Annotated in this window: 36 protein-coding genes, 2 tRNA genes and 1 pseudogene; 18 read left to right on the top strand and 21 right to left on the bottom strand. The window is 61.3% G+C overall.

Annotation, left to right across the window (positions count from 1 at the left end; genetic code table 11):
• Positions 1-2: 2 nt before the first annotated feature.
• The 11 genes from N8I74_RS15940 (at position 3) to N8I74_RS15890 (ending at position 8,217) form a co-directional block, all read left to right on the top strand.
• Positions 3-296: a DUF2818 family protein gene (locus N8I74_RS15940; protein ID WP_263124103.1), complete on the top strand. Its 294-nt coding sequence runs from the start codon at positions 3-5 to the stop codon at positions 294-296.
• Positions 297-413: 117 nt separating this feature from the next.
• Positions 414-490, top strand: a tRNA-Val gene (locus N8I74_RS15935).
• 172 nt (positions 491-662) lie between these two features.
• Positions 663-2,567, top strand: coding sequence for a threonine--tRNA ligase (gene thrS / locus N8I74_RS15930; RefSeq protein WP_263124102.1), 1,905 nt, complete (start codon positions 663-665; stop codon positions 2,565-2,567).
• Between the two features lie 43 nt (positions 2,568-2,610).
• Positions 2,611-3,138, top strand: a complete 528-nt coding sequence (gene infC / locus N8I74_RS15925; protein WP_263124101.1) for a translation initiation factor IF-3 — start codon at positions 2,611-2,613, stop codon at positions 3,136-3,138.
• Positions 3,139-3,280: 142 nt separating this feature from the next.
• Entirely contained in the window at positions 3,281-3,478 is a 198-nt protein-coding gene (gene rpmI / locus N8I74_RS15920) for a 50S ribosomal protein L35 (protein WP_263124100.1), read from the top strand.
• Between the two features lie 16 nt (positions 3,479-3,494).
• Entirely contained in the window at positions 3,495-3,854 is a 360-nt protein-coding gene (gene rplT / locus N8I74_RS15915; protein ID WP_263124099.1) for a 50S ribosomal protein L20, read from the top strand.
• A 121-nt stretch (positions 3,855-3,975) separates the two neighbouring features.
• Complete coding sequence (gene pheS, locus N8I74_RS15910) at positions 3,976-4,962, top strand: phenylalanine--tRNA ligase subunit alpha (protein ID WP_263124097.1); 987 nt, start codon at positions 3,976-3,978, stop codon at positions 4,960-4,962.
• A 62-nt stretch (positions 4,963-5,024) separates the two neighbouring features.
• Positions 5,025-7,382 (top strand): phenylalanine--tRNA ligase subunit beta, encoded by a 2,358-nt coding sequence (gene pheT / locus N8I74_RS15905; RefSeq protein ID WP_263124096.1) that lies wholly within the window; start codon positions 5,025-5,027, stop codon positions 7,380-7,382.
• A gap of 60 nt (positions 7,383-7,442) precedes the next feature.
• Positions 7,443-7,760 carry an integration host factor subunit alpha gene (locus N8I74_RS15900; protein ID WP_263124095.1) on the top strand — a complete coding sequence of 106 codons (318 nt, stop codon included), beginning with the start codon at positions 7,443-7,445 and terminating at the stop codon, positions 7,758-7,760.
• Positions 7,726-8,082, top strand: a complete 357-nt coding sequence (locus N8I74_RS15895; RefSeq protein WP_263124093.1) for a MerR family transcriptional regulator — start codon at positions 7,726-7,728, stop codon at positions 8,080-8,082. The genes N8I74_RS15900 and N8I74_RS15895 overlap by 35 nt, the downstream gene beginning before the upstream one ends.
• A 58-nt stretch (positions 8,083-8,140) precedes the next feature.
• Positions 8,141-8,217: transfer RNA gene (locus N8I74_RS15890), tRNA-Pro, on the top strand.
• A gap of 47 nt (positions 8,218-8,264) precedes the next feature.
• Here the strand turns inward: N8I74_RS15890 and N8I74_RS15885 are convergent.
• The 19 genes and pseudogenes from N8I74_RS15885 to N8I74_RS15805 form a co-directional block, all read right to left on the bottom strand.
• Positions 8,265-9,296: a tyrosine-type recombinase/integrase gene (locus N8I74_RS15885; RefSeq protein WP_263124092.1), complete on the bottom strand. Its 1,032-nt coding sequence runs from the start codon at positions 9,294-9,296 to the stop codon at positions 8,265-8,267.
• Positions 9,297-9,355: 59 nt separating this feature from the next.
• Positions 9,356-9,505: pseudogene (locus N8I74_RS19495) on the bottom strand (helix-turn-helix domain-containing protein); the annotation flags it as partial.
• 108 nt (positions 9,506-9,613) lie between these two features.
• Positions 9,614-10,033: a hypothetical protein gene (locus N8I74_RS15880; RefSeq protein ID WP_263124091.1), complete on the bottom strand. Its 420-nt coding sequence runs from the start codon at positions 10,031-10,033 to the stop codon at positions 9,614-9,616.
• Positions 10,030-10,374 (bottom strand): hypothetical protein, encoded by a 345-nt coding sequence (locus tag N8I74_RS15875; protein WP_263124090.1) that lies wholly within the window; start codon positions 10,372-10,374, stop codon positions 10,030-10,032. The genes N8I74_RS15880 and N8I74_RS15875 overlap by 4 nt, the downstream gene beginning before the upstream one ends.
• Positions 10,371-10,583 carry a hypothetical protein gene (locus tag N8I74_RS15870; RefSeq protein ID WP_263124089.1) on the bottom strand — a complete coding sequence of 71 codons (213 nt, stop codon included), beginning with the start codon at positions 10,581-10,583 and terminating at the stop codon, positions 10,371-10,373. The genes N8I74_RS15875 and N8I74_RS15870 overlap by 4 nt, the downstream gene beginning before the upstream one ends.
• Positions 10,576-10,800 carry a hypothetical protein gene (locus N8I74_RS15865; protein WP_263124088.1) on the bottom strand — a complete coding sequence of 75 codons (225 nt, stop codon included), beginning with the start codon at positions 10,798-10,800 and terminating at the stop codon, positions 10,576-10,578. Before N8I74_RS15865 ends, N8I74_RS15870 begins: the two co-directional genes overlap by 8 nt.
• Positions 10,800-11,822 (bottom strand): hypothetical protein, encoded by a 1,023-nt coding sequence (locus N8I74_RS15860; protein WP_263124087.1) that lies wholly within the window; start codon positions 11,820-11,822, stop codon positions 10,800-10,802. The genes N8I74_RS15865 and N8I74_RS15860 overlap by 1 nt, the downstream gene beginning before the upstream one ends.
• A 193-nt stretch (positions 11,823-12,015) precedes the next feature.
• The gene (locus tag N8I74_RS15855) at positions 12,016-12,183 is read right to left on the bottom strand and encodes a hypothetical protein (RefSeq protein ID WP_263124086.1); all 168 of its coding nucleotides are present in this window, start codon (positions 12,181-12,183) and stop codon (positions 12,016-12,018) included.
• A complete protein-coding gene (locus N8I74_RS19490; RefSeq protein ID WP_408611822.1) occupies positions 12,180-12,377 on the bottom strand; it encodes a helix-turn-helix domain-containing protein in 198 nt (65 codons plus the stop codon). Before N8I74_RS19490 ends, N8I74_RS15855 begins: the two co-directional genes overlap by 4 nt.
• A 234-nt stretch (positions 12,378-12,611) precedes the next feature.
• Positions 12,612-13,148 carry a hypothetical protein gene (locus N8I74_RS15850; RefSeq protein WP_263124085.1) on the bottom strand — a complete coding sequence of 179 codons (537 nt, stop codon included), beginning with the start codon at positions 13,146-13,148 and terminating at the stop codon, positions 12,612-12,614.
• Positions 13,145-13,789 (bottom strand): ead/Ea22-like family protein, encoded by a 645-nt coding sequence (locus N8I74_RS15845; protein WP_263124083.1) that lies wholly within the window; start codon positions 13,787-13,789, stop codon positions 13,145-13,147. The genes N8I74_RS15850 and N8I74_RS15845 overlap by 4 nt, the downstream gene beginning before the upstream one ends.
• A gap of 9 nt (positions 13,790-13,798) precedes the next feature.
• Entirely contained in the window at positions 13,799-14,296 is a 498-nt protein-coding gene (locus N8I74_RS15840) for a siphovirus Gp157 family protein (RefSeq protein ID WP_263124082.1), read from the bottom strand.
• A gap of 45 nt (positions 14,297-14,341) precedes the next feature.
• The gene (locus tag N8I74_RS15835) at positions 14,342-14,959 is read right to left on the bottom strand and encodes a phage replication initiation protein, NGO0469 family (protein WP_263124081.1); all 618 of its coding nucleotides are present in this window, start codon (positions 14,957-14,959) and stop codon (positions 14,342-14,344) included.
• Positions 14,960-15,123: 164 nt separating this feature from the next.
• Positions 15,124-15,423: a hypothetical protein gene (locus N8I74_RS15830; RefSeq protein WP_263124080.1), complete on the bottom strand. Its 300-nt coding sequence runs from the start codon at positions 15,421-15,423 to the stop codon at positions 15,124-15,126.
• A gap of 152 nt (positions 15,424-15,575) precedes the next feature.
• A complete protein-coding gene (locus N8I74_RS15825; RefSeq protein WP_263124079.1) occupies positions 15,576-16,157 on the bottom strand; it encodes a hypothetical protein in 582 nt (193 codons plus the stop codon).
• Positions 16,154-16,432, bottom strand: a complete 279-nt coding sequence (locus N8I74_RS15820) for a hypothetical protein (protein WP_263124078.1) — start codon at positions 16,430-16,432, stop codon at positions 16,154-16,156. Before N8I74_RS15820 ends, N8I74_RS15825 begins: the two co-directional genes overlap by 4 nt.
• Positions 16,429-16,635, bottom strand: coding sequence for a TraR/DksA C4-type zinc finger protein (locus N8I74_RS15815; RefSeq protein WP_263124077.1), 207 nt, complete (start codon positions 16,633-16,635; stop codon positions 16,429-16,431). Before N8I74_RS15815 ends, N8I74_RS15820 begins: the two co-directional genes overlap by 4 nt.
• A complete protein-coding gene (locus tag N8I74_RS15810) occupies positions 16,635-16,994 on the bottom strand; it encodes a hypothetical protein (protein WP_263124075.1) in 360 nt (119 codons plus the stop codon). Before N8I74_RS15810 ends, N8I74_RS15815 begins: the two co-directional genes overlap by 1 nt.
• A 348-nt stretch (positions 16,995-17,342) precedes the next feature.
• Positions 17,343-18,335, bottom strand: coding sequence for a hypothetical protein (locus N8I74_RS15805; RefSeq protein WP_263124073.1), 993 nt, complete (start codon positions 18,333-18,335; stop codon positions 17,343-17,345).
• A gap of 362 nt (positions 18,336-18,697) precedes the next feature.
• Here N8I74_RS15805 and N8I74_RS15800 point away from each other — a divergent pair, with 362 nt between their 5' ends.
• Both N8I74_RS15800 and N8I74_RS15795 read left to right on the top strand, forming a co-directional pair.
• A complete protein-coding gene (locus N8I74_RS15800) occupies positions 18,698-19,216 on the top strand; it encodes a hypothetical protein (RefSeq protein WP_263124072.1) in 519 nt (172 codons plus the stop codon).
• 73 nt (positions 19,217-19,289) lie between these two features.
• The gene (locus N8I74_RS15795; protein ID WP_263124071.1) at positions 19,290-19,841 is read left to right on the top strand and encodes a hypothetical protein; all 552 of its coding nucleotides are present in this window, start codon (positions 19,290-19,292) and stop codon (positions 19,839-19,841) included.
• Between the two features lie 360 nt (positions 19,842-20,201).
• Here N8I74_RS15795 and N8I74_RS15790 read toward each other — a convergent pair whose 3' ends face one another.
• Positions 20,202-20,546, bottom strand: a complete 345-nt coding sequence (locus tag N8I74_RS15790; RefSeq protein WP_263124070.1) for a hypothetical protein — start codon at positions 20,544-20,546, stop codon at positions 20,202-20,204.
• A gap of 198 nt (positions 20,547-20,744) precedes the next feature.
• Here N8I74_RS15790 and N8I74_RS15785 point away from each other — a divergent pair, with 198 nt between their 5' ends.
• Complete coding sequence (locus N8I74_RS15785) at positions 20,745-20,909, top strand: hypothetical protein (protein ID WP_263124068.1); 165 nt, start codon at positions 20,745-20,747, stop codon at positions 20,907-20,909.
• Here N8I74_RS15785 and N8I74_RS15780 read toward each other — a convergent pair.
• Positions 20,890-21,300: a helix-turn-helix domain-containing protein gene (locus tag N8I74_RS15780; RefSeq protein ID WP_263124067.1), complete on the bottom strand. Its 411-nt coding sequence runs from the start codon at positions 21,298-21,300 to the stop codon at positions 20,890-20,892. The two genes, N8I74_RS15785 and N8I74_RS15780, sit on opposite strands and share 20 nt — an antisense overlap.
• 627 nt (positions 21,301-21,927) lie before the next feature.
• Between N8I74_RS15780 and N8I74_RS15775 the strand changes: the two genes are divergently transcribed.
• The 4 genes from N8I74_RS15775 to N8I74_RS15760 are packed head-to-tail and all read left to right on the top strand — an operon-like array spanning position 21,928 to position 23,906.
• Positions 21,928-22,161: a hypothetical protein gene (locus N8I74_RS15775; RefSeq protein ID WP_263124066.1), complete on the top strand. Its 234-nt coding sequence runs from the start codon at positions 21,928-21,930 to the stop codon at positions 22,159-22,161.
• A gap of 23 nt (positions 22,162-22,184) precedes the next feature.
• Positions 22,185-22,442, top strand: coding sequence for a hypothetical protein (locus N8I74_RS15770; RefSeq protein WP_263124065.1), 258 nt, complete (start codon positions 22,185-22,187; stop codon positions 22,440-22,442).
• Positions 22,439-23,326, top strand: a complete 888-nt coding sequence (locus N8I74_RS15765; RefSeq protein ID WP_263124064.1) for a MarR family transcriptional regulator — start codon at positions 22,439-22,441, stop codon at positions 23,324-23,326. The genes N8I74_RS15770 and N8I74_RS15765 overlap by 4 nt, the downstream gene beginning before the upstream one ends.
• Entirely contained in the window at positions 23,286-23,906 is a 621-nt protein-coding gene (locus tag N8I74_RS15760; protein ID WP_263124062.1) for a hypothetical protein, read from the top strand. The genes N8I74_RS15765 and N8I74_RS15760 overlap by 41 nt, the downstream gene beginning before the upstream one ends.

Below are 23,906 nucleotides of genomic sequence, written 5' to 3'. Positions count from 1 at the left end.
TCATGCTGGAACTGGGCATCCTCTATGGATTGGCGGCGTTGGCCGCCAATCTACCGTTTCTGACCGAGCGGATCTTCTTTGTCCGGCCGACTGCGGACAAGGGTTTTGCCTGGCGTGCCGCCGAACTGCTGGCGTTGTATCTGCTGCTCGGTGCCCTCGCGCTGTTCCTGGAGCAGCGTTTCTCGCCGATCCATGCGCAGAAATGGCCGTTCTATGTCGTCACGCTGTGTCTGTTCGCGGTGGCGGCATTCCCGGGCTTCGTCTGGCGCTATTTTTGGCGCCGGCCGGGTCTGTAACGTATGGCCGGCATCCGGTTTGCCACCGTAGCCGGCGGAATGCATCCGTTGCACGGTTTTTTCGGCAGCAGGGCTTGCGGACAGGCGGCAATGCCGCTATGATCGCCTTCCTTCGACAGGCACGTAGCTCAGCTGGTTAGAGCACCACCTTGACATGGTGGGGGTCGTTGGTTCGAGTCCAATCGTGCCTACCAACGAATAAAAGGAAATCGGGATGTTCCGAACTCGCACCACTACCCAATCTTGTTAACCGGGTAGCCGTGCGCTGGTTCCAACCAGCTCGATTCAGAAAAAGTGCGGCTTGGCCGCACTTTTTTTTTGCCCGGTGGGGCGACAACCATAACTTCACACACACAGGTGGCCACGATGCCCGTTATTACGCTTCCCGATGGTTCGCAACGCCAATTCGACGCGCCGGTGACCGTGGCTGGCGTGGCAGCCAGCATTGGCGCGGGTCTTGCCCGCGCCGCGCTCGCGGGCAAGGTGGATGGCAAGCTGGTTGACACCAGCCACCTGATCGACCGCGACGCGCAGCTGGCCATCGTGACCGATCGGGATGCTGAAGGTCTGGACATCATCCGCCACTCCACCGCCCACCTGTTGGCCTATGCGGTCAAGGAGCTGTTCCCGGGTGCCCAGGTCACCATCGGCCCGGTGATCGAGGACGGGTTCTACTACGACTTCAGCTACGAGCGCCCGTTTACGTTGGAGGACCTGGCCGCCATTGAAAAGAAGATGGCGGAACTTGCCAGGCAGGACATTCCGGTCGAGCGCTATGAATTGCCGCGGGACGAGGCGATCGCCTACTTCAAGGGCATCGGCGAGGCATACAAGGCCGAGATCATCGAGAGCATCCCGCAGGGCGAGGTGCTGAGCCTGTATCGCGAAGGCAGCTTCACCGACCTGTGCCGCGGCCCCCATGTACCCTCGACCGGCAAGCTCAAGGTGTTCAAGCTGATGAAGGTGGCAGGGGCCTATTGGCGTGGCGACAGCCGCAATGAGATGCTGACGCGTGTCTACGGCACTGCGTGGACCAGGAAGGAAGACCTTGACGCCTACCTGCACCGGCTCGAGGAGGCTGAGAAGCGCGACCACCGCAAGATCGGCCGCGCCCTTGATCTCTTCCATATGCAGGACGAGGCGCCTGGCATGGTGTTCTGGCATCCCAAGGGCTGGACGCTGTGGCAGACCATCGAGCAGTACATGCGCCGCAAACTGCACCGGCACGGATACCAGGAGATCCGCACGCCGATGATGATGGACCGCTCGCTGTGGGAGAAGTCCGGGCACTGGGGCAACTACCACGACAACATGTTCACCACGGAATCGGAAAAGCGCGACTACGCGGTCAAACCGATGAATTGCCCGGGGCACATCCAGGTATTCAACCAGGGGCTGCGCTCGTACCGTGATCTGCCGCTGCGCTACGCCGAATTCGGCTCCTGCCATCGCAACGAACCATCGGGCTCGTTGCACGGCATCATGCGGGTACGCGGCTTTGTGCAGGATGACGCGCATATCTTCTGTACCGAGGAGCAGGTGCAGCAGGAGGCAGCCGCCTTCATCGATCTGTTGAAGGAGGTGTACGCCGACTTTGGCTTCCACGAAATCCTGGTCAAGCTCTCGACACGGCCGGAAAAGCGCATCGGTACCGAAGAGAGCTGGGACCGTGCCGAAGCTGCATTGGCGATGGCGCTCCAGTCCAAGGAGATGCCGTTCGACTACCTGCCCGGCGAAGGCGCCTTCTACGGCCCCAAGATCGAATTCACGCTCAAGGATAGCCTCGGTCGGCTGTGGCAATGCGGTACGCTGCAGATCGATCCCAACCTGCCTGAGCGGCTTGGTGCCGAGTACGTCGGCGAAGACAACAGCAAACATCGCCCCATCATGCTGCATCGCGCGGTGCTGGGCTCGCTGGAGCGCTTCATCGGCATCCTGGTCGAAAACTTCGCCGGTGCGTTCCCGGTCTGGCTGGCGCCCGTGCAGGTGGTGGTGATGAACATCTCCGAGGCGCAGCGCGAATACACCGCCGAAGTGGCTGCCGCACTCAAGGCTGCCGGGCTGCGGGCCGAAGCTGACTTGAGAAACGAGAAAATAACCTATAAAATCCGCGAACATAGCTTGCAGCGCCTTCCCTATCAGTTGGTGGTGGGGGACAAGGAGAAAGCGGCAGGCTTGGTGGCCGTGCGTAGCCGTAGTGGCGAAGACCTCGGGCAAATGTCGGTACAGGCGCTGATTGCGCGCATTGCAGCCGAATCCCCGGGGATTTGAGTCACACCCGAACGCACGGTTTTTATTTTGTCTGACTTGGAGAATGGCGATAGCTGCTCAGGATAAAGAGCCGCGGATCAATGGTGAGATCACCGCGCGCGAAATTCGTCTGCAAGGCCTGGATGGTGAACAACTCGGTATCGTGAGCTTGGCGCAGGCCATCACGCTGGCCGAGGAAGCGGAAGTCGATCTGGTCGAGATCGCGCCGACGGCAGTGCCCCCCGTGTGCCGCATCATGGACTACGGCAAGTACAAGTACGAAAAGTCCAAGAAGGAACACGCGGCCAAGCAGAAGCAGAAGCAGATCCAGGTCAAGGAAGTCAAGCTGCGCCCTGGGACCGACGAGAACGACTATCAGGTGAAGCTGCGCAACCTGACCCGCTTCCTGGAAGAGGGCGACAAGGCCAAGGTGACCTTGCGTTTCAGGGGGCGCGAAATGGCCCACCAGGAGATCGGGCTTGCGCAGTTGAAGCGCATCGAGTCGGACCTGACCGAGCTGGCGGTCGTCGAGCAGTTTCCCAAGCTCGAAGGCCGGCAGATGATCATGATGCTGGCGCCGAAGAAGAAGTAGTCGGATTGTTTATCAAGCGGGTTGGCGACAACATCCGCCAAGGCCGAAAGGCCGGTTGTCGCACAAAAGCGTGGTGCCAGGCTTCAAGTGCCCGTCCGACGGGCCGCCTGCTGCCAGATCTAACGTCATTCGGAGCACTCACATGCCCAAGATGAAAACCAAGAGCAGCGCCAAAAAGCGCTTCAAGGTGCTCGGCGGGGGCGGCGTCAAGCGCAGCCATGCCTTCAAGCGCCACATCCTGACCAAGAAGACCACCAAGAACAAGCGCCAGCTGCGCGGCACCGCCATGGTCGATGCGACCAACATGGGCCACGTGCGCGCGATGTTGCCCTACGCGTAACTGAAGGAGACGAACCATGCCTCGCGTTAAACGTGGTGTAACCGCCCGCGCCCGCCACAAGAAAGTCCTGGCGCTGGCCAAGGGCTATCGCGGCCGTCGCAAGAACGTATACCGGATCGCCAAGCAGGCGGTGATGAAGGCCGGTCAGTATGCCTACCGTGACCGCCGTCAAAGAAAGCGTCAGTTCCGTCAGCTGTGGATTGCGCGGATCAATGCCGCTGCCCGCGAACTGGGTCTGGCGTACAGCCGCTTCATGAACGGCCTGAAGAAGGCCGGGATCGAGGTGGACCGCAAAGTTCTGGCCGACCTCGCCGTGTTCGACAAGCCGGCTTTTGCCAAGTTTGTCGAGCAAGCCAAGGCGAGCCTCGCTGCCTGACCGGCAAGTCCTTGAAAGGGGAGGCTCTCTAGCCTCCCTTTTTTGTTCCTGATCGACGCAGAACCGATTCCTAAGCGGCAAGGCTTAGGCATCGCTTTTGACAGAAAACCGGGCGCATACCATGGTTGCCGACGTACAAAGCATACTCGACGAAGGAATCGCCGCACTGCATGCGACGACTGATCCCATCGAGCTGGAAAACGCCAAGGCGCGTTATACCGGCAAGGAGGGCGCGATCACCGCGCTGCTCAAGCAACTGGCGGCCTTGTCGCCAGAAGGGAAGAAGACCTTTGGCGCCAAGGTGAACCAGGCCAAGCAGGCGTTCGAAGCCGCGCTCGCGGCGCGGCGTGAGGCGCTGGCGGCCGAGAAGCTGGCACGCCAGCTTGCGGCCGAATCGCTGGATGTCACCTTGCCGGGACGTGGGCGTCTGAACGGTGGGTTGCATCCGGTGACACTGGTGCAGCAGCGTATCGAAGCACTGTTCCGTTCGATTGGCTTCGAGGTGGCGGACGGTCCCGAGATCGAAACCGATTTCCACAACTTCGAGGCGCTCAACATCCCGCGCAACCATCCGGCGCGCGCGATGGCCGACACCTTCTATCTGGAAGGTGGCGAGGTGTTGCGCACGCATACCAGCCCGATCCAGGTGCGCTACATGCTGGAGCAGCAGCCACCGATCAAGATCATTGCACCCGGCCGGGTCTATCGCGTGGATTCGGATGCCACCCATTCGCCGATGTTCCATCAAATGGAAGGGTTGTGGGTCGACGAGGGCGTGTCGTTCGCCGATCTGAAGAGCGTGATCGTCGACTTCCTGCGCAACTTCTTCGAGCGTGACGATTTGCAGGTGCGCTTCCGTCCTTCGTTCTTCCCGTTCACCGAGCCGTCGGCCGAGATCGACGTACTGGGTGCGCGCGGCTGGCTGGAGGTGGGCGGTTGCGGCATGGTCCACCCCAACGTGCTGCGCAATGTGAACATCGATCCGGAAAAGTACACCGGCTTCGCCTTCGGCATCGGGCTCGACCGCTTTGCCATGCTGCACTATGGCGTCAATGATCTGCGGCTGTTCTTCGAGAACGATCTGTCCTTTCTCGGGCAGTTCAGATAAGCCCTCAAGCGTGACGCGGCCGCCATGCGGCCCCCTGGCGATGAACCCGAACGGATATTCCCATGAAATTCTCCGAACAATGGCTGCGCAGCTGGGTGAACCCGGCACTGACCTCCGATGAACTTTCGCACCTGCTGACCATGGCTGGCCTGGAGGTGGAGGAGCAGGAGCCCGCCGCTCCGGCCTTTGACAATGTGTTCGTGGCCGAGGTGCTGTCGGTGGTCAAGCACCCGGATGCCGACCGGCTCAATGTCTGCAGCGTGAACGTCGGCGAAGCCGAGCCGCTGCAGATCGTCTGCGGCGCGCCCAACGTCGCTGCCGGTCTCAAAGTGCCGTGTGCGCGGATCGGTGCCGCATTGCCAGGCGACTTCAAGATCAAGCGCGCCAAGGTGCGGGGTGTCGAGTCATCCGGCATGCTGTGTTCCGGCGACGAGCTTGGGATCCCGGACGGGGTCGACGGCCTCCTGGTGTTGCCCGCCAGTGCACCGGTTGGCACCCCGCTGCGCGACTATCTGCAACTGGATGACCAGCTGTTCACGCTCAAGCTCACCCCCAACCGGGCGGATTGCCTGTCCATCAAGGGCATTGCACGCGAAGTGGCGGCGCTGACCGGATCGCAGGTCAATGCCGTGCCCGTCGATGCCGTCGCGCCTGCAGTCGACGTACAGCGCGCAGTGGTCCTGGAGGCGCAGAGCGCCTGCTCACGCTACGCTGGACGCGTGATCCGAGGGGTCAACCCGGCTGCACGCACACCCGACTGGCTCAGGCAGCGCCTGCAGCGTTCGGGCCTGCGCGCGATTTCACCGATTGTCGATGTCACCAACTATGTCCTGCTCGAATTGGGGCAGCCGCTGCATGCGTTCGATCACGGCAAACTTGACGGTCGGATCACAGTGCGCGTTGCCAAGCCCGGTGAGCAACTGACGCTGTTGAACGAGAAAGCGCTGGCATTGCAGGAAGACATGCTGGTCATTGCCGATGCCACAGGACCCGTGGCGCTGGCTGGCATCATGGGTGGCCTGGCAAGCGCTGTGGATGACACGACCCGCGATGTGTTCCTCGAGTCGGCCTATTTTGCGCCAGAAGCGATCGCCGGCCGTGCACGGCGGCTTGGCTTCTCCTCCGATGCGAGCCATCGCTACGAACGTGGCGTGGACTTCAACGGTTGCCGCGACGCCCTGGAGCGCGCAACCGCATTGATCCTGGACATCTGCGGTGGCGAGCCGGGTCCGGTGACCGAGGCGCTGGCGCCACTGCCGGCACGGCCTGCCGTGTCGCTGCGCGTTGCGCGTGTGGCCAGGGTGCTGGGATTGACGCTGCCGGTTGATGAGATCGTGGCGATCCTGACACGTCTGGGCCTCGTGGCCGAACCCGCTGGCGAAGTCATCCATGTGACACCGCCTTCCTACCGGTTCGACATCCAGATTGAAGAAGACCTGATCGAGGAAATCGCCCGTGCGCACGGGTACGACCGCATCCCGGTCGGCACGTCGCTCGCACGCACGCCGATGCTGCCACAGCCGGGCCAGGTTCGGCCCAAGCTGGCGCTCAAGCACATCCTGGTCGGGCGCGATTACCAGGAGGCGGTCAGCTATGCCTTCGTCGAGGCACGCTGGGAGGCGGATTTCGCCGGCAACAATGCGCCGATCCGATTGCTCAATCCGATCGCGAGCCAGATGAGTGTCATGCGCTCCACGTTGCTCGGCGGGCTGATTCATTCGCTCAAGCACAATCAGAACCGCAAACAGGAACGGGTGCGGTTGTTCGAACTGGCGCGCGTATTCCACGGCAAGGCGGCCCAGCAGCAGCCGGAGCGTCTGGCCGGCGTGGCGTGGGGCGCGCGCGAGCCGGAACAGTGGGGGGCCGGTCGCGAGCGGGTCGACTTCTACGATGTGAAGGCCGATGTTGCGGCGCTGCTTGCCCCGCGCGAAGCCCGTTTCGTCGCGATCACCGGGCATCCTGCGCTGCACCCGGGACGCGCCGCCGCGGTCTTGCTCAATGACACGCAGATCGGCGTGTTGGGGGAATTGCACCCAAAGTGGGTTCAGGCCTACGAGCTTGGCAGCGCCCCGATCGTGTTCGAATTGGACGTGGCAGTGCTGACCACGGTCGACAGGACAGTCGTGGTACCGGTTTCCAGGCTCCAGCCAGTCCGGCGCGATCTGGCGCTGATCGTCGATGAGACACGTCCTGCCGATGAGGTGCTGGCAGTGCTGCGCCAGGCTGCTTCCGGGCCCGTGACCGAGATCGCGCTCTTTGACGTCTACCGCGGCAAAGGGGTGCCGGAACAGAAAAAGAGCCTTGCTTTCAAGGTGTTAATGCAAGATACTCACAAAACTCTGACCGACGAAGAAGTCGATGCTGCGGTGGCGAAGCTGATTCGCCAAGCGGAGGCCGCAGGCGCGACATTAAGAGTTTGAGGCCACATGAACTTCCCCTTTCGCCCTAGTACCGATGCACACGGTACCGAGAAAACAACAATGACGTTGACCAAAGCGGACCTTGCAGATTTGCTCTTTGACAAGGTGGGTCTGAACAAGCGTGAAGCGAAAGACATGGTGGAAGCGTTCTTCGAGGAAATTCGCAGCGCGCTTGAAACCGGCGATTCCGTCAAGCTTTCCGGCTTTGGCAACTTCCAGTTACGCGACAAGCCCCAGCGTCCGGGCCGTAATCCCAAGACCGGGGAGGAGATCCCGATTTCTGCCCGGCGCGTAGTCACCTTTCATGCCAGCCAGAAGCTCAAGGGCTTGGTGGAAATCCACTATGCAAAACAGCAGCAACGTCGTTCCGACCAGTGAGCTGCCCTCGATCCCGGCCAAGCGCTACTTCACCATCGGTGAAGTAAGTGAACTATGTGGCGTCAAGCCACATGTGTTGCGCTACTGGGAGCAGGAGTTCACCCAACTCAAGCCGGTGAAACGGCGTGGCAACCGCCGTTACTACCAGCATCACGAAGTGCTGCTGGTCCGGCGCATCCGCTCGCTGCTTTACGAGCAAGGTTTCACCATCAGCGGTGCCCGCAACCAGCTTGCCCATCCGGGGGAGGAGCGCGAAGAGGATGATCCGCTCATCCAAGCGCGCACCGAGCTTGAAGCACTGCTGGCTTGGCTGGATGAGTGAGAAGCAGACGATAAACGACTAGCCAACCAGTACCTTCCCCGATATAATCTGTGCCTCTCGGAATGTAGCGCAGCCTGGTAGCGCACTTGCATGGGGTGCAAGGGGTCGCGAGTTCGAATCCCGCCATTCCGACCAGTATTGCCCAATAAAATCAATGTGTTGCAATCAAAAGCGATCGGTCATCACCCGGTCGCTTTTTCTTTGTGTGCCGACTTTTGTGCGGAACGTGCGATCCGCTCGGCGTGTTCCACCAGGTGTTCGGCGCCGAAATGCGCGTACTTCCGCACCATGTCCACATCGGACCAGCCGCCCATTTCCATCAACGCATGCAGTGACGTGCCGGACTGGATGTGCCGGCTTGCCCAGGTATGGCGTAGGCAATGAAACGTGAAGTTCTCGATGCCCGCGCGCTGCAGTGCGTTGCGCCATGCCCGGCCGTTTACCCTCCGCATCGGCTCCCCCTGATAGGTGAACACGTGGCTCAGATGCTGCCCCATCTGCTCCCGCAGGATCTGCGCCGCATCGCTATTGAGCGGCACCGGAATGGCTTTGCTTTCCTTGGCCTGATCCGGATGAACCCATGCCACACGCCGTGTCATGTCGATCTGTGACCATTCCAATCCCAGGATGTTGGACATCCGCAACCCGGTGCAGAGTGCGAATCGCACAATCGGCGCCATATGCTCGGGCACCTCACGCAATAGCCTGACTTCTTCGGCGTCGGTCAGGTAGCGCACTCGGCGAGTCGGTTCCTGTAGCGTCTTGACCACAGGCGCCCGGTCAATCCATTCCCATTCGTGTGCGGCGCGCAGGATAGAGCGGATCACGTTCAGTACGTCATTGACTGTGCGCGGCTTCACCCCTTCTTTCTGCTTCGCCCGCTTTATGGCCTCGATCCGCTCGCGCGTAATGTCAGCCAGCCTCACACCGCACAAGTGCGGGTGCAGCCATCGCAGGGTCAGCTTCCAGTTGTAGGCCGTGGGCCGGTCCAGTCGATCAATCAGCCATCGTTCAACCGCTTCCTCCCAGCGGTATTCAGGTCGCTCGCCCAGCTTTTCCTGCCGCCAGAGCGAGGCTTTCAGCTGGTCCCGGTATTCTTCTGCCGCCGTTCGGTCGGTAGTTCCAGTAGAGCGGCGTATCTCCCGGCCGTGGTGGTTGAAACGCACCCACCAAATTTCGCCCCTTTGGTAGAGGCCATCTTGCTTTCGCGCCATTCTGCATTTCCTGAATTTGCAGCCTGCGCTTCTCGCCGGGGCGTACTGTTGCGCAGCATGTCGATTAGGTCAACCCGGAGGAAACGCCAGTCCCCACGGGGGGTAGGGCGCCAACCGGGCAGTTTGCCGTCTGCGGCCAGCTTGGCAGCTGTCTTATAGTGGATGTGTAGGAAGTCGGCGGCTTCCCTGAGAGTTAGAACTTCACCCATCAGATACCCCTATTTGTTCGTGCCCCAGAAACAGCGACGCCTCCAATCGGAGGCGCTGTCGTGTGAGGTCGGCGTCGGGCGGTGGCGCCGGGGCATTTGGCGTGGCCATCACTCCCCCTTCGCCCGAGCGACGATCTCCTGCCACTGGCGGTCGCGCTCGTCGGCCACCAGGACCGCGAAGCGTTCAATCTCATCCAGTTGCCGGCCATGCCAAGTCGGCGGAAGGCCATGCCAAGTCGGCAGGAGAGTTCCAAGCCCAGTCTCTGCCGCCATGCGGATGATCTCGTCGCGCGGCATCTCCGGCACCGACATCGGCATCCCGATATCGCTCTGCGGCGGCAGGCTCGCCAGCACCTCGGAGACGATCTCGGCCGCTGACTGCTCGCATCCTGCTGCCCACACCTCATCCTTCTCGGGGGCGGCCCCTTTGTGCTCGTAGGGGTATTCGCTGTTGTAGCCCTCGCAGCTACGGTCGAACCCGGCGAGGTACGCCGCCCGCGCCACGGCGAGCAATGTGTCGTGGTTCATGGCATCCTCCTGCCGATTTCAGCTGCTGCGCGCACGATTGCCAGGCGGGTGGCGGTGCGGCGGCCTTCGCTGACGCGCTGCGTCACAAACACGCGACCATCTTCGAGCCACGCCTCAAACGCCGAGACTGTCGCATCGCCATCGGTGCAGACTGTCAGTCGGCACGCCACCGCCAGCCGCAGCGCATCGCCGTCGTCATCCCGCGGGTTCCACTTGTGAGGGGCCGGTCGGTCCGCGCTACAGACCATCAGCCCTCCTTTAGTCAGTCGGTTGCTGATGCGCAGCCCCGCCGCCTTCGCCGCCAGCTCCAGCAGCTCGCGGATGTTGTCGTCGTGGTTCACTTCCTTTCTCCTTGCCGCTCGGCGGCATGAACGCGCATCGCTTCGATGTTTTCCGCTAGCACAACCGGGCAACTATCGTCGTGCTGGAATCCATACCGGAATTTGGTGAAAGTGAAGTGGCCTTGGCAGTGCCAGCAAGCTCCCCCCTCCCAGCACCAGGATCGAAGCACCGCTTTCGCCAGCACTTCGGCTCGTTCTTTGTCAGTCATGACTGTCCCCCTGCCGCTCGGCGGCGTCGCACTCACAACGGCGAATCTCGATGCTCCACGTCCCATCAAAGTAGGGCCGAACAGTGCAGCCATCGAACAGCCACTTGCCAAGAATCTGCCCCATGTCGCGCCGGGCTGTGCGCTTCGCATCGAGTGCGCCGATCACGACACCGCATTGGCAGGTGGCGCAAAAGCCACTGGGTCTACGCTTCACCATCACCCCTCCCTGCCTGCTTCTGCGGCCATGGCTGCATTGGCGGCAGCAATGGCGTTGTACTCGGCATAGGTGCGAAGCGGCAGCGTTGGGTATTGCTCCCAGTTCGCGTCGAACAGGTGGTGGCCAAAGGTGGTCATGGCGATGCGGCCGAATCCCAGGTTGCGGATCACGCCAATTTCACACAGTCGCTGCACCTCGGTCTTGCTGAGTGTGTGACCATCTGCATCGCAGTCGTCCGCCTGCATGCCGAACATCATCAGCAGTTCCAGATCATCCGGCTGCAGCCACTGTGCTGTTTCGGCCTTGCTGGTGCCCGATCTGGCGGCCGTGGGCTGCCCCACCGCTGCGGCATTGCCGGATGGCTGCGGGGCTGCGACGAGCATGGCGTCAATGCAGGCATTCCATCCATAGGTAAACCCATCGTGGATGAAAGGGTGGCTGATCGGGTTACGTGGATCGCCAGCAGCCATACGGCTCGGCACCTGCGGGGCGGCTGGCTCAGCTTCGTCCGACTTCGGCCAGTGGGCGCGGCGAAGCATGCGAAGTTGTCCTTCCAGTGCATCCAGCGCAGCCATGTTTAGGAAGCCGATGCGGATCACCATTGCATCGGCGGCAATGCCCTTGCCGGGCGAGTTCTCCCGCGACTCTCCAACCTGCCGATTGCCCGACTTATCGGCGGTGGTGGCGTTGGTGATGACGATTTCTGCGCCCAGTCCCGCGTCGATTGGTGGGGCCGAGTGGTTGATTAGGTAGTCACCATTGCCTAGGAGTGCATACCCCTTGTTTGCCGGCTGCGGCTCGTCGTACCCGCCGATGTCCTCGGTCAGCGCCACCATTTCGGCGAGCGGGTCATGCGGCACGCTCGCCACGATGGCGGCGGGGTCGAGTTCAAGGATGCTGCCCCTGCAGACCTTCGCGCTCTGCCAGCCATCACGGTCGATGCCCCATTCCGCCATTTCTTCGGCGCAAACCTTCGCGCACGCCTCAATCGCAGCGCGGGCGATCTGTTCGTCTCGTGTCATTTCGGTTCCTCGGTGGGTTTGGTGCTGGCCGGCTGCTCGATGCGGTAAAACTCCCTCCCGCCACACTTCGGGCAGGTGTTCTCCTTGATCCCCAGCCCGCGATACGCCTTCGTAGTAGACGGTACCGGCACGAGGTCAGCCCACATCCCACGCCAGCCGCATTTTCGCGTCCGGCAGCATTGGATTTCCTCGGTCATTTCTGCCCCCGCTTGTCACGCCACGCCCGGAACCAATCACGCCAGTTGTCGCGATCAGAGTCGTAGGAGATGCGATGCCAGCCGTCGCTGGTCTTGGACCACGTGACGCGGCGGGAGCAGACGGCCACGGCCGCCACAACCACCGCCAGAAGGAGATATTTCAATTTCGTCCCTTTGCCGGGCCTTGCCCGGTCTTGATCAAAAACAGCTCCCACGCTGCACCGGGCATGGCGCGGTTGCCCGCTTCCCATTCCTGCCATGCGCGCATCCTGGCGTGGACTAGTTCAGCTGCCTGCGTTTGCGTCAGCCCAGCGTTGTGCCGGGCCTCGCGGATTTGTTGGGGGTTTCTCTCCGCCATGCTCCCGAAAGGCGTTCCACATCAGCAGGTGTGCCGGGCAGTAGTGCAGATTCGGGGCGACCTCGTAGGCATGGCTGGCGCATAACGGCAGGTCGCACGTTAGGCCCTCCCCTACGGGGTAGTCACACAAATAGCCCGATACCGCCGCACAATGCTCGGCAGCGCAATGTGCGCCAAGGTCGCCGCATATGAACATGGTGTCGCCGTTCTTCATGCGCTCGATGTAGCAGGGCATCATTCACCACCCTTGCCGCGCTGGGCTTTGAGCGCTGCCTTGTAGCTGGCCTTCGCTTCTTTCTTAGTTGGCTTCCACTCGCCTTCGATGCGGGGGTTCTGCCAGCACGGTGATTCACGGCGGTACATTCGCCAGTGCCAGCAAGACCTTCCGGTTCCGGTGCCCTCCCTCCATGCGCCCTCATATTCCGGTGCGTTGTCGCCGAGTAAGTAGTCGCGGAAGCTAAAGCCAGTGTCGGCGTCCAACCAATCGCCATACTTGGATCGCTTCGGAGGCGGCGGCGCGGGCGGCAGGTTGTTTATGGCGTATACCTCGCCGGCTTCGGTGACGTGGAAAACCATATCGGTCGGATTGCAGAACTTCGGCGTGGGGCTGCGAGCCATCAGGCCCACCGACACCAGCGCCTCAAGGTCGGCCAGATCGTCATGCTCCGGCCCGGCCACGAAGTGGTTGCGGTAGGGCTCGCGCCTATCCGGCCGCAGCCCGAGGGTGTGGTGCAGCAGATTGAGCTGATACGGGGTCACGTTCGTGCTCATGGCTTCACGTCCTCAAGAACTTTGGCAATTTCGTTTTCTCGCCTGAAGCGCCACGACGAAAGCGATTTCATCTTACAAAGACCGAAGGCTCGGGACGCCTTAACTCCTGCCTCGTAGGCCGCCCGCGCCACCCGCTCCCCATACGCCCGCAGCGCGTCGTCGGGGGAGGATCGGGCGAGGGCGGCGCGGGCCTTGATGCCCATTTCATCGTCGAGCTTGAGGTGGCGGCATTCGGCATAGAACTGCAGCGCCCCCCGCAGCCGCGCCACCTCCGCCTGCGATGCGGCCAGCTCATCCAGCAGCGCAAGCACCGTGGCGGGGTTGGCGGCGGCGATCAACTTTGCGTCTGCATGATCGATATCTGCGCACCAGTCCTCATGGTGTTCGCGTCCAGCAAAGGGGACGATCCAGTCGAGGCGGTCGCACACCCGGGACATGATGTTCATGCCCGGCTCAGATAGCTCCCGAAGACGGATAACAGCGCCGCCCATGCCCCAGCGTTCAAAATCCATCACGGTCAGGTCATACTGAGGCACGCCGCCGACCAAGTGCATGGATTTGTGCTTGGCGTTGATCTCCCAGCGCCACGGTCCCGGCGTCGCCGCCTGCGCCAGCCGGCGCAGCTCGTCGTGATTGTCCATTTCAGCCTCCTATTTGATGCGCACGCTATGCCGGTGCTCAATGTGCGCGCCAGGAACTCGGAAGCCATCCTTGATGGCTTGCTTGATGAGTGCTTTATCCGGCTCGCGGCGGGCAGGGATTTCGCGCCAGTAGTCCGCCGGCAGCTGCGTTTCATCATCGATCTGCACGGCCTGTGACTTAACCGGGGCAATCGCGATCTCTGCATCCTTGGGATAGATGCCCAGCCGTTCGGCTTCGCGCGACAAGTAGGCGCGCAGGCGATCCGCTTGTGCCTCCAGCAGCTTGCGTCGCGCAGCTTTGACTTCCTCCACGGTTTTGATCGCCGCGGCCTCGGCTTCCAGCGTGGCTATGTACTTGGCGACGTTGAGCGCCTTTTCCTCCCACTCGCCCTGCAGTCCTTCCATCGTGTCTGCCAGGACGGCGGGATCCAGCTCGCCCGATTCAACCCGGGCGGATAGGTCTTGCAATGCGGCCAGATACTGATCGCCGATTTCATAGAGTTTCATGGCGGCGCCTATGGGAAAGCCCGGCGCTTGGCCGGGCTGTATGGATCAGAACGGAATATCTTCCTCGAAGTCGTCGGATCTTCGAGCTGATGCATGATCTGCGATGGGGCTGCGCCCCTTGGCCGCGTGATATTCGGGGGACTTCGTGATCGCTTCTTTCAGCCCGTTGGATAGGGCTTCGAAGATGCCCCAGTCCGGGTCATTGAGGTCGAAGCAAACCGGGGCATTGTGCGGGGAGTCCACCTCCATGCCCTTGGGCAATTTCATGATGCTGGAGATATCTGAGAATTCCTTCCCATCTTTCTCGGTCACGACGATGCCGAGCAGGCATGGGGCGTTGAGCAGTTTGCGCACGTCAAAGCCGGAGAGTTCTTCATCCGTGAAATCGCGGCCTCGCCACGAGGCCAAATCTTTGCGGAATGCACTCTTCTCGTGGAGGGATGCGGTATATCGCTTGCTGACTATGAAGGGACGACCATCGCTCATGCGTTCGTCGCCCAGCAGCTCAAAACTAATCAGCACCTTCTGTTGGTGCTTCACCCGTCCTTGATACTCGGTCACTTGCGTGCCCATGTCGATGAGACGGACGCAACGGGCAGGGAAGGTGCCGGCGGGCGCGTGTTCAAAATTCGAGGTCGGTTCGTGCTTGATGGTGAGTGCCATTTGAGGGTTCCCCTTTGCATTGGCTGTTTCGGTCTACCGATTCAGGCGCATCGGCTGGCGCTTGATTCCACGGGCAGGCGAAGTAGTCGCTCCGCTCCGCTTCATCCATTTCGTCGATGAGTTGGCTGCCTCTCATGGCCCACTCCAGGAAGAAGAAAGGCCGCTTATGCGGCCTGTTTGTTGGTCAATTTGTCGATCGCTCTGCGATGCCATTTCAGCTTCGCAAGGTGGCGCTGCCTCCTGCCGCCGGCCTCCATCATCATGGCGGCGTATACCTCCTGGAGGTACGCGTGATGCCAGCTGCGATCGGCGATCGGCAGGTTGGCGCGACTCAGATCCATCATGTCGTCGTGATGGTCATCTTCGATTTCGAAGGCGATGGCCTGCGCGTGCTGCTGCTCGCCGCTATGCCACCAGGCGCACAGCCGGTGCCACGCAATGCGTGCTCGGGTGATGGGATTCATGGGATTTTCCTAAGATGCGCTCATCAATAAATGCTCGCCTATGGGCGCCCACATCAACACCAGGGCCAGGGCGATCAATATCAGGGCCGAAAAAAAACCGCTCACAATGGAGCGGATCTTATGTCTACGTCGTAGGGCAGGGTAGTGGTCTGTCATGTGTCCCCTCGCGCGGCATCGGCAGCGGCGCCTGCTTCTGCGGCCATGGCTGCGTCCTGTTCGTGGTACGCAACCATTTCGGTAACGATTTCCCGAAGCCTCTTAGGGCTAGGGAGCAGTCGCTCGGCGAGACGCGTCGTGTAGTAATCGGGGGATACTATCAACTCGCGTCCATCGGCTAGCATGATGGTTCCGAATCGCTCGCCGTGCCCGCTGCACGACGCAGTGGTGGTAACACTGCCTTGGTTGAGTGCCGTAACAAGATCGACGATTTCTGGGTCGCACCATACCGTCGGTGCGCCATTCTCGTCGCGCTGGATGACAACCATCGCCCCCTCCCGCGAGCCCGGCTCCACATCCACCACTGCGGCATTGCCGGATGGCTGCGCGGCGGCGGCAAGCATGGCGCTAAGCCGGCATCCGGCCTTGTGCCCTGCTTCCCCGTCACAGTAGTCGGTCTGGCATCCGCCGCAGTCCGGGCACCAGCTCTTGCTATCGCCCGATCTGTCGTACTCACCAACCGACCACTCCAGATCGACCAGCAGCTCGCGCACTTCCGCTTCGGTGTGTTGGGTCATGCCGCCCTCCGCTCCGCCATTGCGGCCAAATGATCTTCCCGCGCCCGGTCGATGTACTCGGCCAGCTCCCAGGGGTGTTTGTCCAGATGCTGATCAGCCCTGGCCCACCAGTAGTCGTTGACGATCCGCTCAACCGCGGCGGCGCCTTGCAACCACGCCCGCTCGACCTCTGCGGACTCGATTTCGCTCAGTGCCTCGACGATATTTGCTGCGATATTCGGCGAATAGGCCGGTGTTTCCAGCATGTTTGCGATCAGTTCTGCTCGCGCGCTCATGATTTTCCCCGCAACTTGTCCATGTGCTCGCGCCGCTCCTGGCAGTCGATGCACGTGCCATACACTTGGCGATAGGGCGGCAGATCGTCGCCACAATCCGCGCAGTCGGCCCGGAACAGGTTCCGCTGCCGGCCGCGGGCGGCGGACAGCGCCTCGTCGCGAGCTGCCTGCTCCAGCTCGCTGGCAATATCGTTGGGGTCCATTAGCGCCTCGCCAGCCCGCGCTGGGGATGTTGATTACGGTCTTCCGGCCATTCGCCGGTCAGGATGTAGTCCATGCCATCGATGACATGGGCCGCCTGCTGCCTCATTGCGTACAGGTCCTTCCTGGCTGCCAGGGCGCGCTGCTCATCGCTCCCGCCCGTCGTGCAGGCGATGTCGTAGGCGAAGATCGCAAATTCCAGCTGGCTAGCCACCGATGTGGCCTTGTCCAGCACGGCGAACAGCGCAGCAATATCCGCCTGCGCCTCGCGATACAGACGATGAAGCTCGGCCGGCTCAGCCGTATCAGCCGGCGCGCAGGACGCCCACTGTTGCCGTGATCTATACATGATCGACTCCAAAAAAATGCCCCGGACATGCCGGGGCCAAGAGGAGGATGAAGTGGTGCGAACTGCACCGATCTTCCGTCCACCTTCATACGCTGCGCTTCTGCGTTTCCATCAACGCCGCACCACACACACCACCGCTGCAGTTCGCAGAAAGGGCGTACCAAGTAAGGCGCCCTTTCCATGACCTGTTAAGTTTTCTTGGCGGGGTTCATGTCACGCACACATGAACCCCGATGCATATTCGCCCGTTAATCTGGCAATGCTGTACTGCGCTTGGATCGGCAGCATCTCGATGCGCATCGATAGGCATGTGCGGTGCCTCATGCGCGAGGGATAGGCCGATCAGGATGATTTGCAGCATCAGGCCTCCACGAATTCCCCGTCAGCGTTCAGCATGTAAAAAACGTGCGGCTTAATGCCGTTCTCGCCGACCTTGCTTGCGCGGATGTGCACGACCTCACCGTCGTCATTGCGGTACACCAGCACGATGGCACCCGTTTCTGCGGCCATTGCGCGACCTCCAAAACCGGAGGCTAGTGCCACTGCGTGCTTGCCGGTGCTGCTGGCTGCGCCTCGGTTGCCGGTGCTGCTGGCTGCGCCTTGGTAGCCGGTGCTGCTGGCTGCGCCGTAGTCGCCGGTGCTGCTGGCTGCGCCTTGGTTGCCGGTGCTGCTGGCTGCGCCGTAGTCGCCGGTGCTGCTGGCTGCGCCTTGGTTGCCGGTGCTGCTGGCTGCGCCTCGGTTGCCGGTGCTGCTGGCTGCGCCTTGGTTGCCGGTGCTGCTGGCTGCGCCTCGGTTGCCGGTGCTGCTGGCTGCGCCTCGGTTGCCGGTGCTGCTGGCTGCGCCTTGGTAGCCGGTGCTGCTGGCTGCGCCGTAGTCGCCGGTGCTGCTGGCTGCGCCTTGGTTGCCGGTGCTGCTGGCTGCGCCGTAGTCGCCGGTGCTGCTGGCTGCGCCTTGGTTGCCGGTGCTGCTGGCTGCGCCTCGGTTGCCGGTGCTGCTGGCTGCGCCTTGGTTGCCGGTGCTGCTGGCTGCGCCTTGGTAGCCGGTGCTGCTGGCTGCGCCGTAGTCGCCGGTGCTGCTGGCTGCGCCTTGGTAGCCGGTGCTGCTGGCTGCGCCGTAGTCGCCGGTGCTGCTGGCTGCGCCTCGGTAGCCGGTGCTGCTGGCTGCGCCGTAGTCGCCGGTGCTGCTGGCGGGTGATTCGGGGTCGACCGGCTGGCATTTGCTCATGGTGTATTCGATCGCCGCCTTCACCAGGCCGGCAATGGAAAGTTCGGCTTTCAATTCCACGGTTTTGCTCGCCACCTTCGAATCACCCGTATGCCGGGCAAGCTCGCTTCGCGCATCGGCGTTGTTCATCCTCTTCGCGTATCGGTCGCTGCCGACACATCACGGCGGATGGCTGCCGTTTCTTGCTGCGGGTTGTTAAAGAGCGGGGCGCTGTGTGTTGCGCTGTGTTGAGTGAACTTTAGTTGACTATACCCGCTTTCGTCAACTCTAGTTGACCAAGTAAACCTAGGTTTACCGACGAACGGCATGGGCTGCGCCTATTGCCTCGATAGCATTTCTCTGTAAGGTTTGTCCTTACATACCAGTGCACGACAGGGGAATATCATCGAATCGTGATATAGGAGCGCGCCATGTGGCCCGAGAACGCTCAATACATGCAGGCACTGCGGCAAAGCGCCGACCTGGCTGTGCTCCGGCGGCTAGCAGGCTCCATGGCGCAACGCCTGTGCGCCGATGCGGTGATGCTGCATGTACGCCTGACCCGGCGGTTGGGGTATATCCCGGTCTATTCGGATATGCCGGAGTTTGAGGCGGCGTGGCATGCGCCTCCGTGCCGGCTTGCGCATCAGATCCGGCTGGGGGTGTTGCCGGTGGTGTGGCGGGTCGATGCCAGCATGCGTTGCTATCTGCCCGCGGTGCCGCCGGATTCGGTGGCGATCACGGTGCCGGTGCATGCGCCGACGGGACAGGCCGTGGCGCTCACTGCGATCTATGCGCGGGGGATGGATGCTGAGCGTCAGCAACACGTGACCTGCGCGATGCAGATGACCGCTGACGCGGTGCTGGGGGCGGTCTACCAGATGGTGCTGCAGGATGGGCCAGTGTCACGGCGCAGCATCTGCGCGGCCTATGGGGTGAGTGGGTACGTGCCCAAAAACATTGCCCGCGTCTGCGGGCTGAGCGTGAATACCGTGCGGCACTATGTGCGGGATGGGCAGGAGTCGTTGTAGTGGGGCGGCGGCCTATCAATGCCATTTGACTGCGGCTACACTCTGGCAAGACGCCGACCCCTGAGTTCTCAATATGGAAGAAGCCACGCAAGCCTTTGCTAATCACCCACCCAAGTGGACAAAGCATGCTCTGCTTGGCGCATTTTCTGCGATTGCGGTGTCGGCCACGCTTTGGATAGGCGGCCCCCGCCTTATTGATACGCAGACAAAGACCTGTCTTGAGGCCGCAAGGGCGCACATAGCTGCCGTCTCAAAGCAGGGCAAGTGGTGGCTTAGGGCTGAGTCTGTAGCTCTGCAGAAAGGAGCCCAGCTCGACAGGCTCGATCAGGACGGGCCCTGGGAGGAGCTACAAGGCGACAATGCAGAGCTATCCGGACGGCGCCCTGAACGGGCTGCAATAGCAGATGAAGAGTGGGCCGGCAGAATCTGTGCTAAACGCATGGCGGCTATTTCTGCAGAGTTCCCAGTCTCAAATCTACCGGTCCGCGGCGATTTGATCGAGCTATGGGGGCTCATCGCACTATGCCTCGGCGGCATCTTGTCCACGCCATTTTTACTTTGGCACGCATGGGCGTTCCTTCTGCGGCGTCTTGTGGACCTGCGCAGGGCTATCACTGGTAAGTAACAGCTCCATCTTCTGATCGGACTATCCCCGCCTTAGCCAAGCACTACGCTTGATCATCACTCCGTAGCCCGCCCAATAGACGGCCCCGCAGCGCGCGCAGCAAAACAGCTTGCCGCCCTCTGGTGGGCTGCATTCATAGCGCCAAGTGTGCCGCCGCAGAATGATGCAGCGTAATAGGGTAGATAGTCGGAGATGGTCAATCACCGCGGCACGCACCCTTGTAGATGCCCCCCATGAAATCTATTTTGTTTTTGAACATTCGCTACTGCCGAAGCATGGCGGCACACGCGCTCTTGTTCATCGTCTCGCCCATCGACTCGGGGACGGGGTCGAGCAGCCGCTCTGGATGAAATTATCAGATCACTTCTTTGCTGTGTGATCTTCACAGCGCTTTATAGCTCTAGCCTTGAGTACAGCTTCCCGCTCGCCTCGTACGTTTGCCAGCTCTGACGCCTCAATGCCATCCCCTTGTCCATACCCCACCAAGAGTGCTTGTGTCTGGCTGCTTTTAATTCTTTGCTCTTGTGCGATAACAAGCTGGTTTTCGCGACGGGACAGCGAATCCAGCTCTCCTGCTAACGCCCTGCAATCGAGCGTCTCATACTTCAGGCTAGATATCTGAGCGCCGGTAATTTGCGCCGGCGACGTTGGCATATTCATGCACCCTGCCAGCAGCAGCGGCCACACGGCGAAAAATTTCTTCATCTTTCCCCCTCAAGGGTGCGCGTAAGTTACATCTTGATTATTGTAAGTACACAAAATGCATACACTTTTGTCGGCTAACGATGGCGCGCGGCCGCCAAAGGTACCAATATCTGCCATCACATTAGCAAGCTCTTGCGGACCATTCCATACGCATCTAGCTTTGCCGTTATCAGCCTGTCTTATGATGAGTGCGTAAGAATGGAAGACAAGAAAGCCAACACAGATGGGACCAGCGAGATCGCCGGCTTAGTCGCGCAACTGGCCGAGCAGTTAGCAGACCTCGACCCCAAGCAGGCAGAGTTAGTCATGCGCTGCGGAGAGGTCTTGTGTGATCGTGAACCGCCTATCGCCGATGCCGCATAGCCTTGGCTTCTGCGATTTCAGACATGATCTTTAGCGTTTCCTCGGCCTCCTGGTCGCTCATCCCCCCGACCAGCCGATACAACTGCTCGGAGAACAAGCGCACTCGTTGCAGACGGAGCGCCTCCCCGTCTTCTGACGGGTGCCCTGTGGCTGCTTCCCCGGCACTCATCGTGCCTTGACCATGCTGTAGCCAGCGCTCATTGACACCCAGGTATTCCGCGGCTTTGGGCGCGTACCTGGGGTCGATGATCTGCGTATCTCCGTTAAACCATTTCCCCACCGCCGTCTTAGATATCCCCACATAGCGCGCTAGGCCGGCTCGGCTTGCCGTGCGGTCCGTGCGCTTCTTTTCATTTAGCGCCTGCTCTAGGCGGTCAGCAAGATTCGTCATGCAACCTAGGTTAACAGCTGAACGGTAAACTTCGGTTGCACTTTGCGGTGAACTATGGTTTACTGCATCTATGAAATTCGACACCCTACTTACCCTTTTTGGCGGCGACCGGCCAGGCATTGATGCAGAGATCTCGCGTCAACTTGGTCTGTCGAGGACAGCGATCAACAAATGGCGCAGATCAGGAATCGTTCCTGAATCAGGCGTCGGGCGGCTAGTAGCTCGTGGGTTCCTCGTGGTGTCCCCGCGGCAGGAGCGCCGGGATAGCGAGTCATGAAGCTACCCGGTGCTTATGTCCAGCCGATGCCCGTGGAACAACTTTAGTTGCCCGCGGCAGAGTTTACTTGACCACCACTCGACCAACCACACCAGGAGATAGCTATGGCTAGCCCGCGACCATTGAGAGGCCGCAACGAGATCAAAACGAGACTGCGAGACCGGGTCTACGACGCATTCCTGCTCTACCAGACGGTGCACGGCATCAAGTCCGAATCCGAGACCCTGGAGCGCATCGTTGAGGACCATCTGTTAGGCAGTGTGCACAGGGTACTACGTGTCTCCGAATCGGTCAGTCCAGCACAGGACCAGGTTGGGACGCACTAAACGCACTAATCCGCGGGGGCGGGGATGAGCGATAGAAAAACACAGATGGCCGTACTGGCCAGCAGCGTGACGGTGACGGCGGCAATGCCGGCTGATTGCGCTGCGGGGTTTGTGACTGCGGCAGCCAAAGAGGGCGTGCCGACTGAGGCGCTGATTGGCTACTGCGCAATCAAGAGCGCATTTGGGGCGCTCGATCCACGGGTGGTCGAGTTCGAGAAAGCGTACTGGCCCATGCTGGGCCACATGGGGGAGCGATAGCTATGAGTCCGTTGGAACACAGCATGCGTCAAATCATGATGCCCTCGTTCTGGGAAGTTAGCGGAAAAAACGGGGCGGCATCTGGCAACGCCGGGTTACGGCATGCACTGCTGAGCCTGCTGCGTGATGAGGGCGAGTCGGGCATGACGACCAACGCGTGCCGTCGCCGGCTGTATCGGGGGCGGGAGGTGGTGGAGGTAGCGCTACGTGGCCTGATGGATGAGGGGCTGATCACGGTAGAGCGCATCGGCCTGTATGAGCGCTGGAGGGCAGTAGCGTGAGGGCGCTTGCCTATCTCGCCGACTATCAAGGCGACTGCATCACGTCCTACGGCGCGGCCAACCATCCAGGGGGCACTATGGATGTTGCCCAGATCAACACGCTGCTGCTTGACACTGACATCAGCGGCGCACGCACGTTGCGCGTTGCGCTGGCCATCGTCGAACTGGGCGGGCATCAGAGGCCGATCGAGCAGAAGGCCGTCGCTGATCGACTGGGCATGCAGCAGACGCATGTCTCGAATGCCGTCGCCGAGTTAAAGCGACATGGCATTTTAACGGTGACGGAGTGCGAGGACGGCCGCCTGTATGAGTTCCGTTCGGCGGCTGAGCAGTTACCGCAGAAGGTAAGTGCACTTACCACAGACGGTAAGTCACCACTTACCGTAGGCGGTAACTCAATGGTGGCACTTACCGTACACGGTATACCGCAGACGGTAAGTCTTACCGTAGACGGTAACTCGCTGGCAGTAAGTGGGGCCTCTCTCCCCCTCGCCCTTTCCCCCCACACCCCCCATACCCACACCCCCACACACGAGGGAAAACCAACACCTACCCCCCAACCCCCAGCCGCTACGCCTGACGGCTTCGCTGAGTTCTGGGATGCCTACCCGAAAAAGGTCGCGAAGGATGCCGCTCGCAAACGCTGGGAGAAGCTGAAGCCGGATGCCGAGTTGCAAGCCCAGATTTTGTCGGCGCTGGCTGTGCAGTCCCGTTTGCCGGATTGGCTAAAGCAGGGTGGGCAGTTCGTTCCACACGCCGCAACGTGGCTGAATGCCAAGCGCTGGGAGGATGAGGTCAAGCAGCCTGGGGCTGCCAAGCCTGTTTGCCGCCCCAGCTACGACGATGGGCAGCGCCGCGACTACGGTCAAGGAGGCCTGCTGTGAGCGACAAGAAAAACGATACCTGAGTGCCGGCATCAAGCCCGGCGGCGACCTGGTGCGGTCGTTCACGATGCGGGACTACCAGGCGGACCCCGGCTACCAGTTCCGGCTACAGCAAGGGACGCAGGCCATCGACAGGGCACTCGCATCGCGGGGGCTTTTCAATTCCGGCAAGGCCGTCAAGGACCTGACCGAATATAGCCAGGGGCTGGCTAGCGATGAGTTCGGCAACGCGTTCAATCGCTTCCAGCTGCAGCAGGGCAATCGCTACAACCGTCTCGCCGGGGTCGCGGGGGTGGGGCAGACCGCGGTGAATCAGCTCGGGCAGGCCGGGCAGAACTATGCCAGCCAGGTAGGCCAGAACATCACCAACGCTGCCAGCAACATGGGCAACGCGATGATGCAGGGCGCCAATGCGCGTGCCTCCGGCTACGTCGGCACCGGCAATGCCTTGAGCGGGGCGATCGGCCAGGGCATCAACTACTGGCAGCAGCAACAGGCGCTTGACGGAGGGCAGCCCCAGTACCCGATCCAGCCGTACAACCAAGCCGCCCCGAATGGCGTCTACTCCTGGTTCAACTGA

Source organism: Chitiniphilus purpureus (assembly GCF_025642115.1).
Lineage (GTDB): Bacteria > Pseudomonadota > Gammaproteobacteria > Burkholderiales > Chitinibacteraceae > Chitiniphilus > Chitiniphilus purpureus.
Note: the sequence above shows the minus strand (reverse complement) of the source record. Positions and strands in the feature narration are given on the sequence as shown.

Bases quoted from the DNA above. Each gene is read 5' to 3' on its own strand.
- pheT (WP_263124096.1), top strand. From the start codon at position 5,025: ATGAAATTCTCCGAACAATGGCTGCGCAGCTGGGTGAACCCGGCACTG.
- N8I74_RS15845 (WP_263124083.1), bottom strand. From the start codon at position 13,789: ATGGACAATCACGACGAGCTGCGCCGGCTGGCGCAGGCGGCGACGCCG.
- pheS (WP_263124097.1), top strand. From the start codon at position 3,976: ATGGTTGCCGACGTACAAAGCATACTCGACGAAGGAATCGCCGCACTG.
- thrS (WP_263124102.1), top strand. From the start codon at position 663: ATGCCCGTTATTACGCTTCCCGATGGTTCGCAACGCCAATTCGACGCG.
- N8I74_RS15880 (WP_263124091.1), bottom strand. From the start codon at position 10,033: ATGAACCACGACACATTGCTCGCCGTGGCGCGGGCGGCGTACCTCGCC.
- infC (WP_263124101.1), top strand. From the start codon at position 2,611: ATGGCGATAGCTGCTCAGGATAAAGAGCCGCGGATCAATGGTGAGATC.
- N8I74_RS15865 (WP_263124088.1), bottom strand. From the start codon at position 10,800: ATGGTGAAGCGTAGACCCAGTGGCTTTTGCGCCACCTGCCAATGCGGT.
- N8I74_RS15870 (WP_263124089.1), bottom strand. From the start codon at position 10,583: ATGACTGACAAAGAACGAGCCGAAGTGCTGGCGAAAGCGGTGCTTCGA.
- N8I74_RS15790 (WP_263124070.1), bottom strand. From the start codon at position 20,546: ATGAAGAAATTTTTCGCCGTGTGGCCGCTGCTGCTGGCAGGGTGCATG.
- N8I74_RS15900 (WP_263124095.1), top strand. From the start codon at position 7,443: ATGACGTTGACCAAAGCGGACCTTGCAGATTTGCTCTTTGACAAGGTG.
- N8I74_RS15895 (WP_263124093.1), top strand. From the start codon at position 7,726: ATGCAAAACAGCAGCAACGTCGTTCCGACCAGTGAGCTGCCCTCGATC.
- N8I74_RS15940 (WP_263124103.1), top strand. From the start codon at position 3: ATGCTGGAACTGGGCATCCTCTATGGATTGGCGGCGTTGGCCGCCAAT.
- N8I74_RS15815 (WP_263124077.1), bottom strand. From the start codon at position 16,635: ATGGACCCCAACGATATTGCCAGCGAGCTGGAGCAGGCAGCTCGCGAC.
- N8I74_RS15800 (WP_263124072.1), top strand. From the start codon at position 18,698: ATGGCGCAACGCCTGTGCGCCGATGCGGTGATGCTGCATGTACGCCTG.
- N8I74_RS15850 (WP_263124085.1), bottom strand. From the start codon at position 13,148: ATGAGCACGAACGTGACCCCGTATCAGCTCAATCTGCTGCACCACACC.
- rplT (WP_263124099.1), top strand. From the start codon at position 3,495: ATGCCTCGCGTTAAACGTGGTGTAACCGCCCGCGCCCGCCACAAGAAA.
- N8I74_RS15840 (WP_263124082.1), bottom strand. From the start codon at position 14,296: ATGAAACTCTATGAAATCGGCGATCAGTATCTGGCCGCATTGCAAGAC.
- N8I74_RS15780 (WP_263124067.1), bottom strand. From the start codon at position 21,300: ATGACGAATCTTGCTGACCGCCTAGAGCAGGCGCTAAATGAAAAGAAG.
- N8I74_RS19490 (WP_408611822.1), bottom strand. From the start codon at position 12,377: ATGGCGGAGAGAAACCCCCAACAAATCCGCGAGGCCCGGCACAACGCT.
- N8I74_RS15835 (WP_263124081.1), bottom strand. From the start codon at position 14,959: ATGGCACTCACCATCAAGCACGAACCGACCTCGAATTTTGAACACGCG.
- N8I74_RS15830 (WP_263124080.1), bottom strand. From the start codon at position 15,423: ATGAATCCCATCACCCGAGCACGCATTGCGTGGCACCGGCTGTGCGCC.
- N8I74_RS15805 (WP_263124073.1), bottom strand. From the start codon at position 18,335: ATGAACAACGCCGATGCGCGAAGCGAGCTTGCCCGGCATACGGGTGAT.
- N8I74_RS15860 (WP_263124087.1), bottom strand. From the start codon at position 11,822: ATGACACGAGACGAACAGATCGCCCGCGCTGCGATTGAGGCGTGCGCG.
- N8I74_RS15775 (WP_263124066.1), top strand. From the start codon at position 21,928: ATGAGCGATAGAAAAACACAGATGGCCGTACTGGCCAGCAGCGTGACG.
- N8I74_RS15795 (WP_263124071.1), top strand. From the start codon at position 19,290: ATGGAAGAAGCCACGCAAGCCTTTGCTAATCACCCACCCAAGTGGACA.
- N8I74_RS15825 (WP_263124079.1), bottom strand. From the start codon at position 16,157: ATGACCCAACACACCGAAGCGGAAGTGCGCGAGCTGCTGGTCGATCTG.
- N8I74_RS15785 (WP_263124068.1), top strand. From the start codon at position 20,745: ATGGAAGACAAGAAAGCCAACACAGATGGGACCAGCGAGATCGCCGGC.
- N8I74_RS15770 (WP_263124065.1), top strand. From the start codon at position 22,185: ATGCGTCAAATCATGATGCCCTCGTTCTGGGAAGTTAGCGGAAAAAAC.
- rpmI (WP_263124100.1), top strand. From the start codon at position 3,281: ATGCCCAAGATGAAAACCAAGAGCAGCGCCAAAAAGCGCTTCAAGGTG.
- N8I74_RS15820 (WP_263124078.1), bottom strand. From the start codon at position 16,432: ATGAGCGCGCGAGCAGAACTGATCGCAAACATGCTGGAAACACCGGCC.
- N8I74_RS15885 (WP_263124092.1), bottom strand. From the start codon at position 9,296: ATGGCGCGAAAGCAAGATGGCCTCTACCAAAGGGGCGAAATTTGGTGG.
- N8I74_RS15760 (WP_263124062.1), top strand. From the start codon at position 23,286: ATGGGCAGCGCCGCGACTACGGTCAAGGAGGCCTGCTGTGAGCGACAA.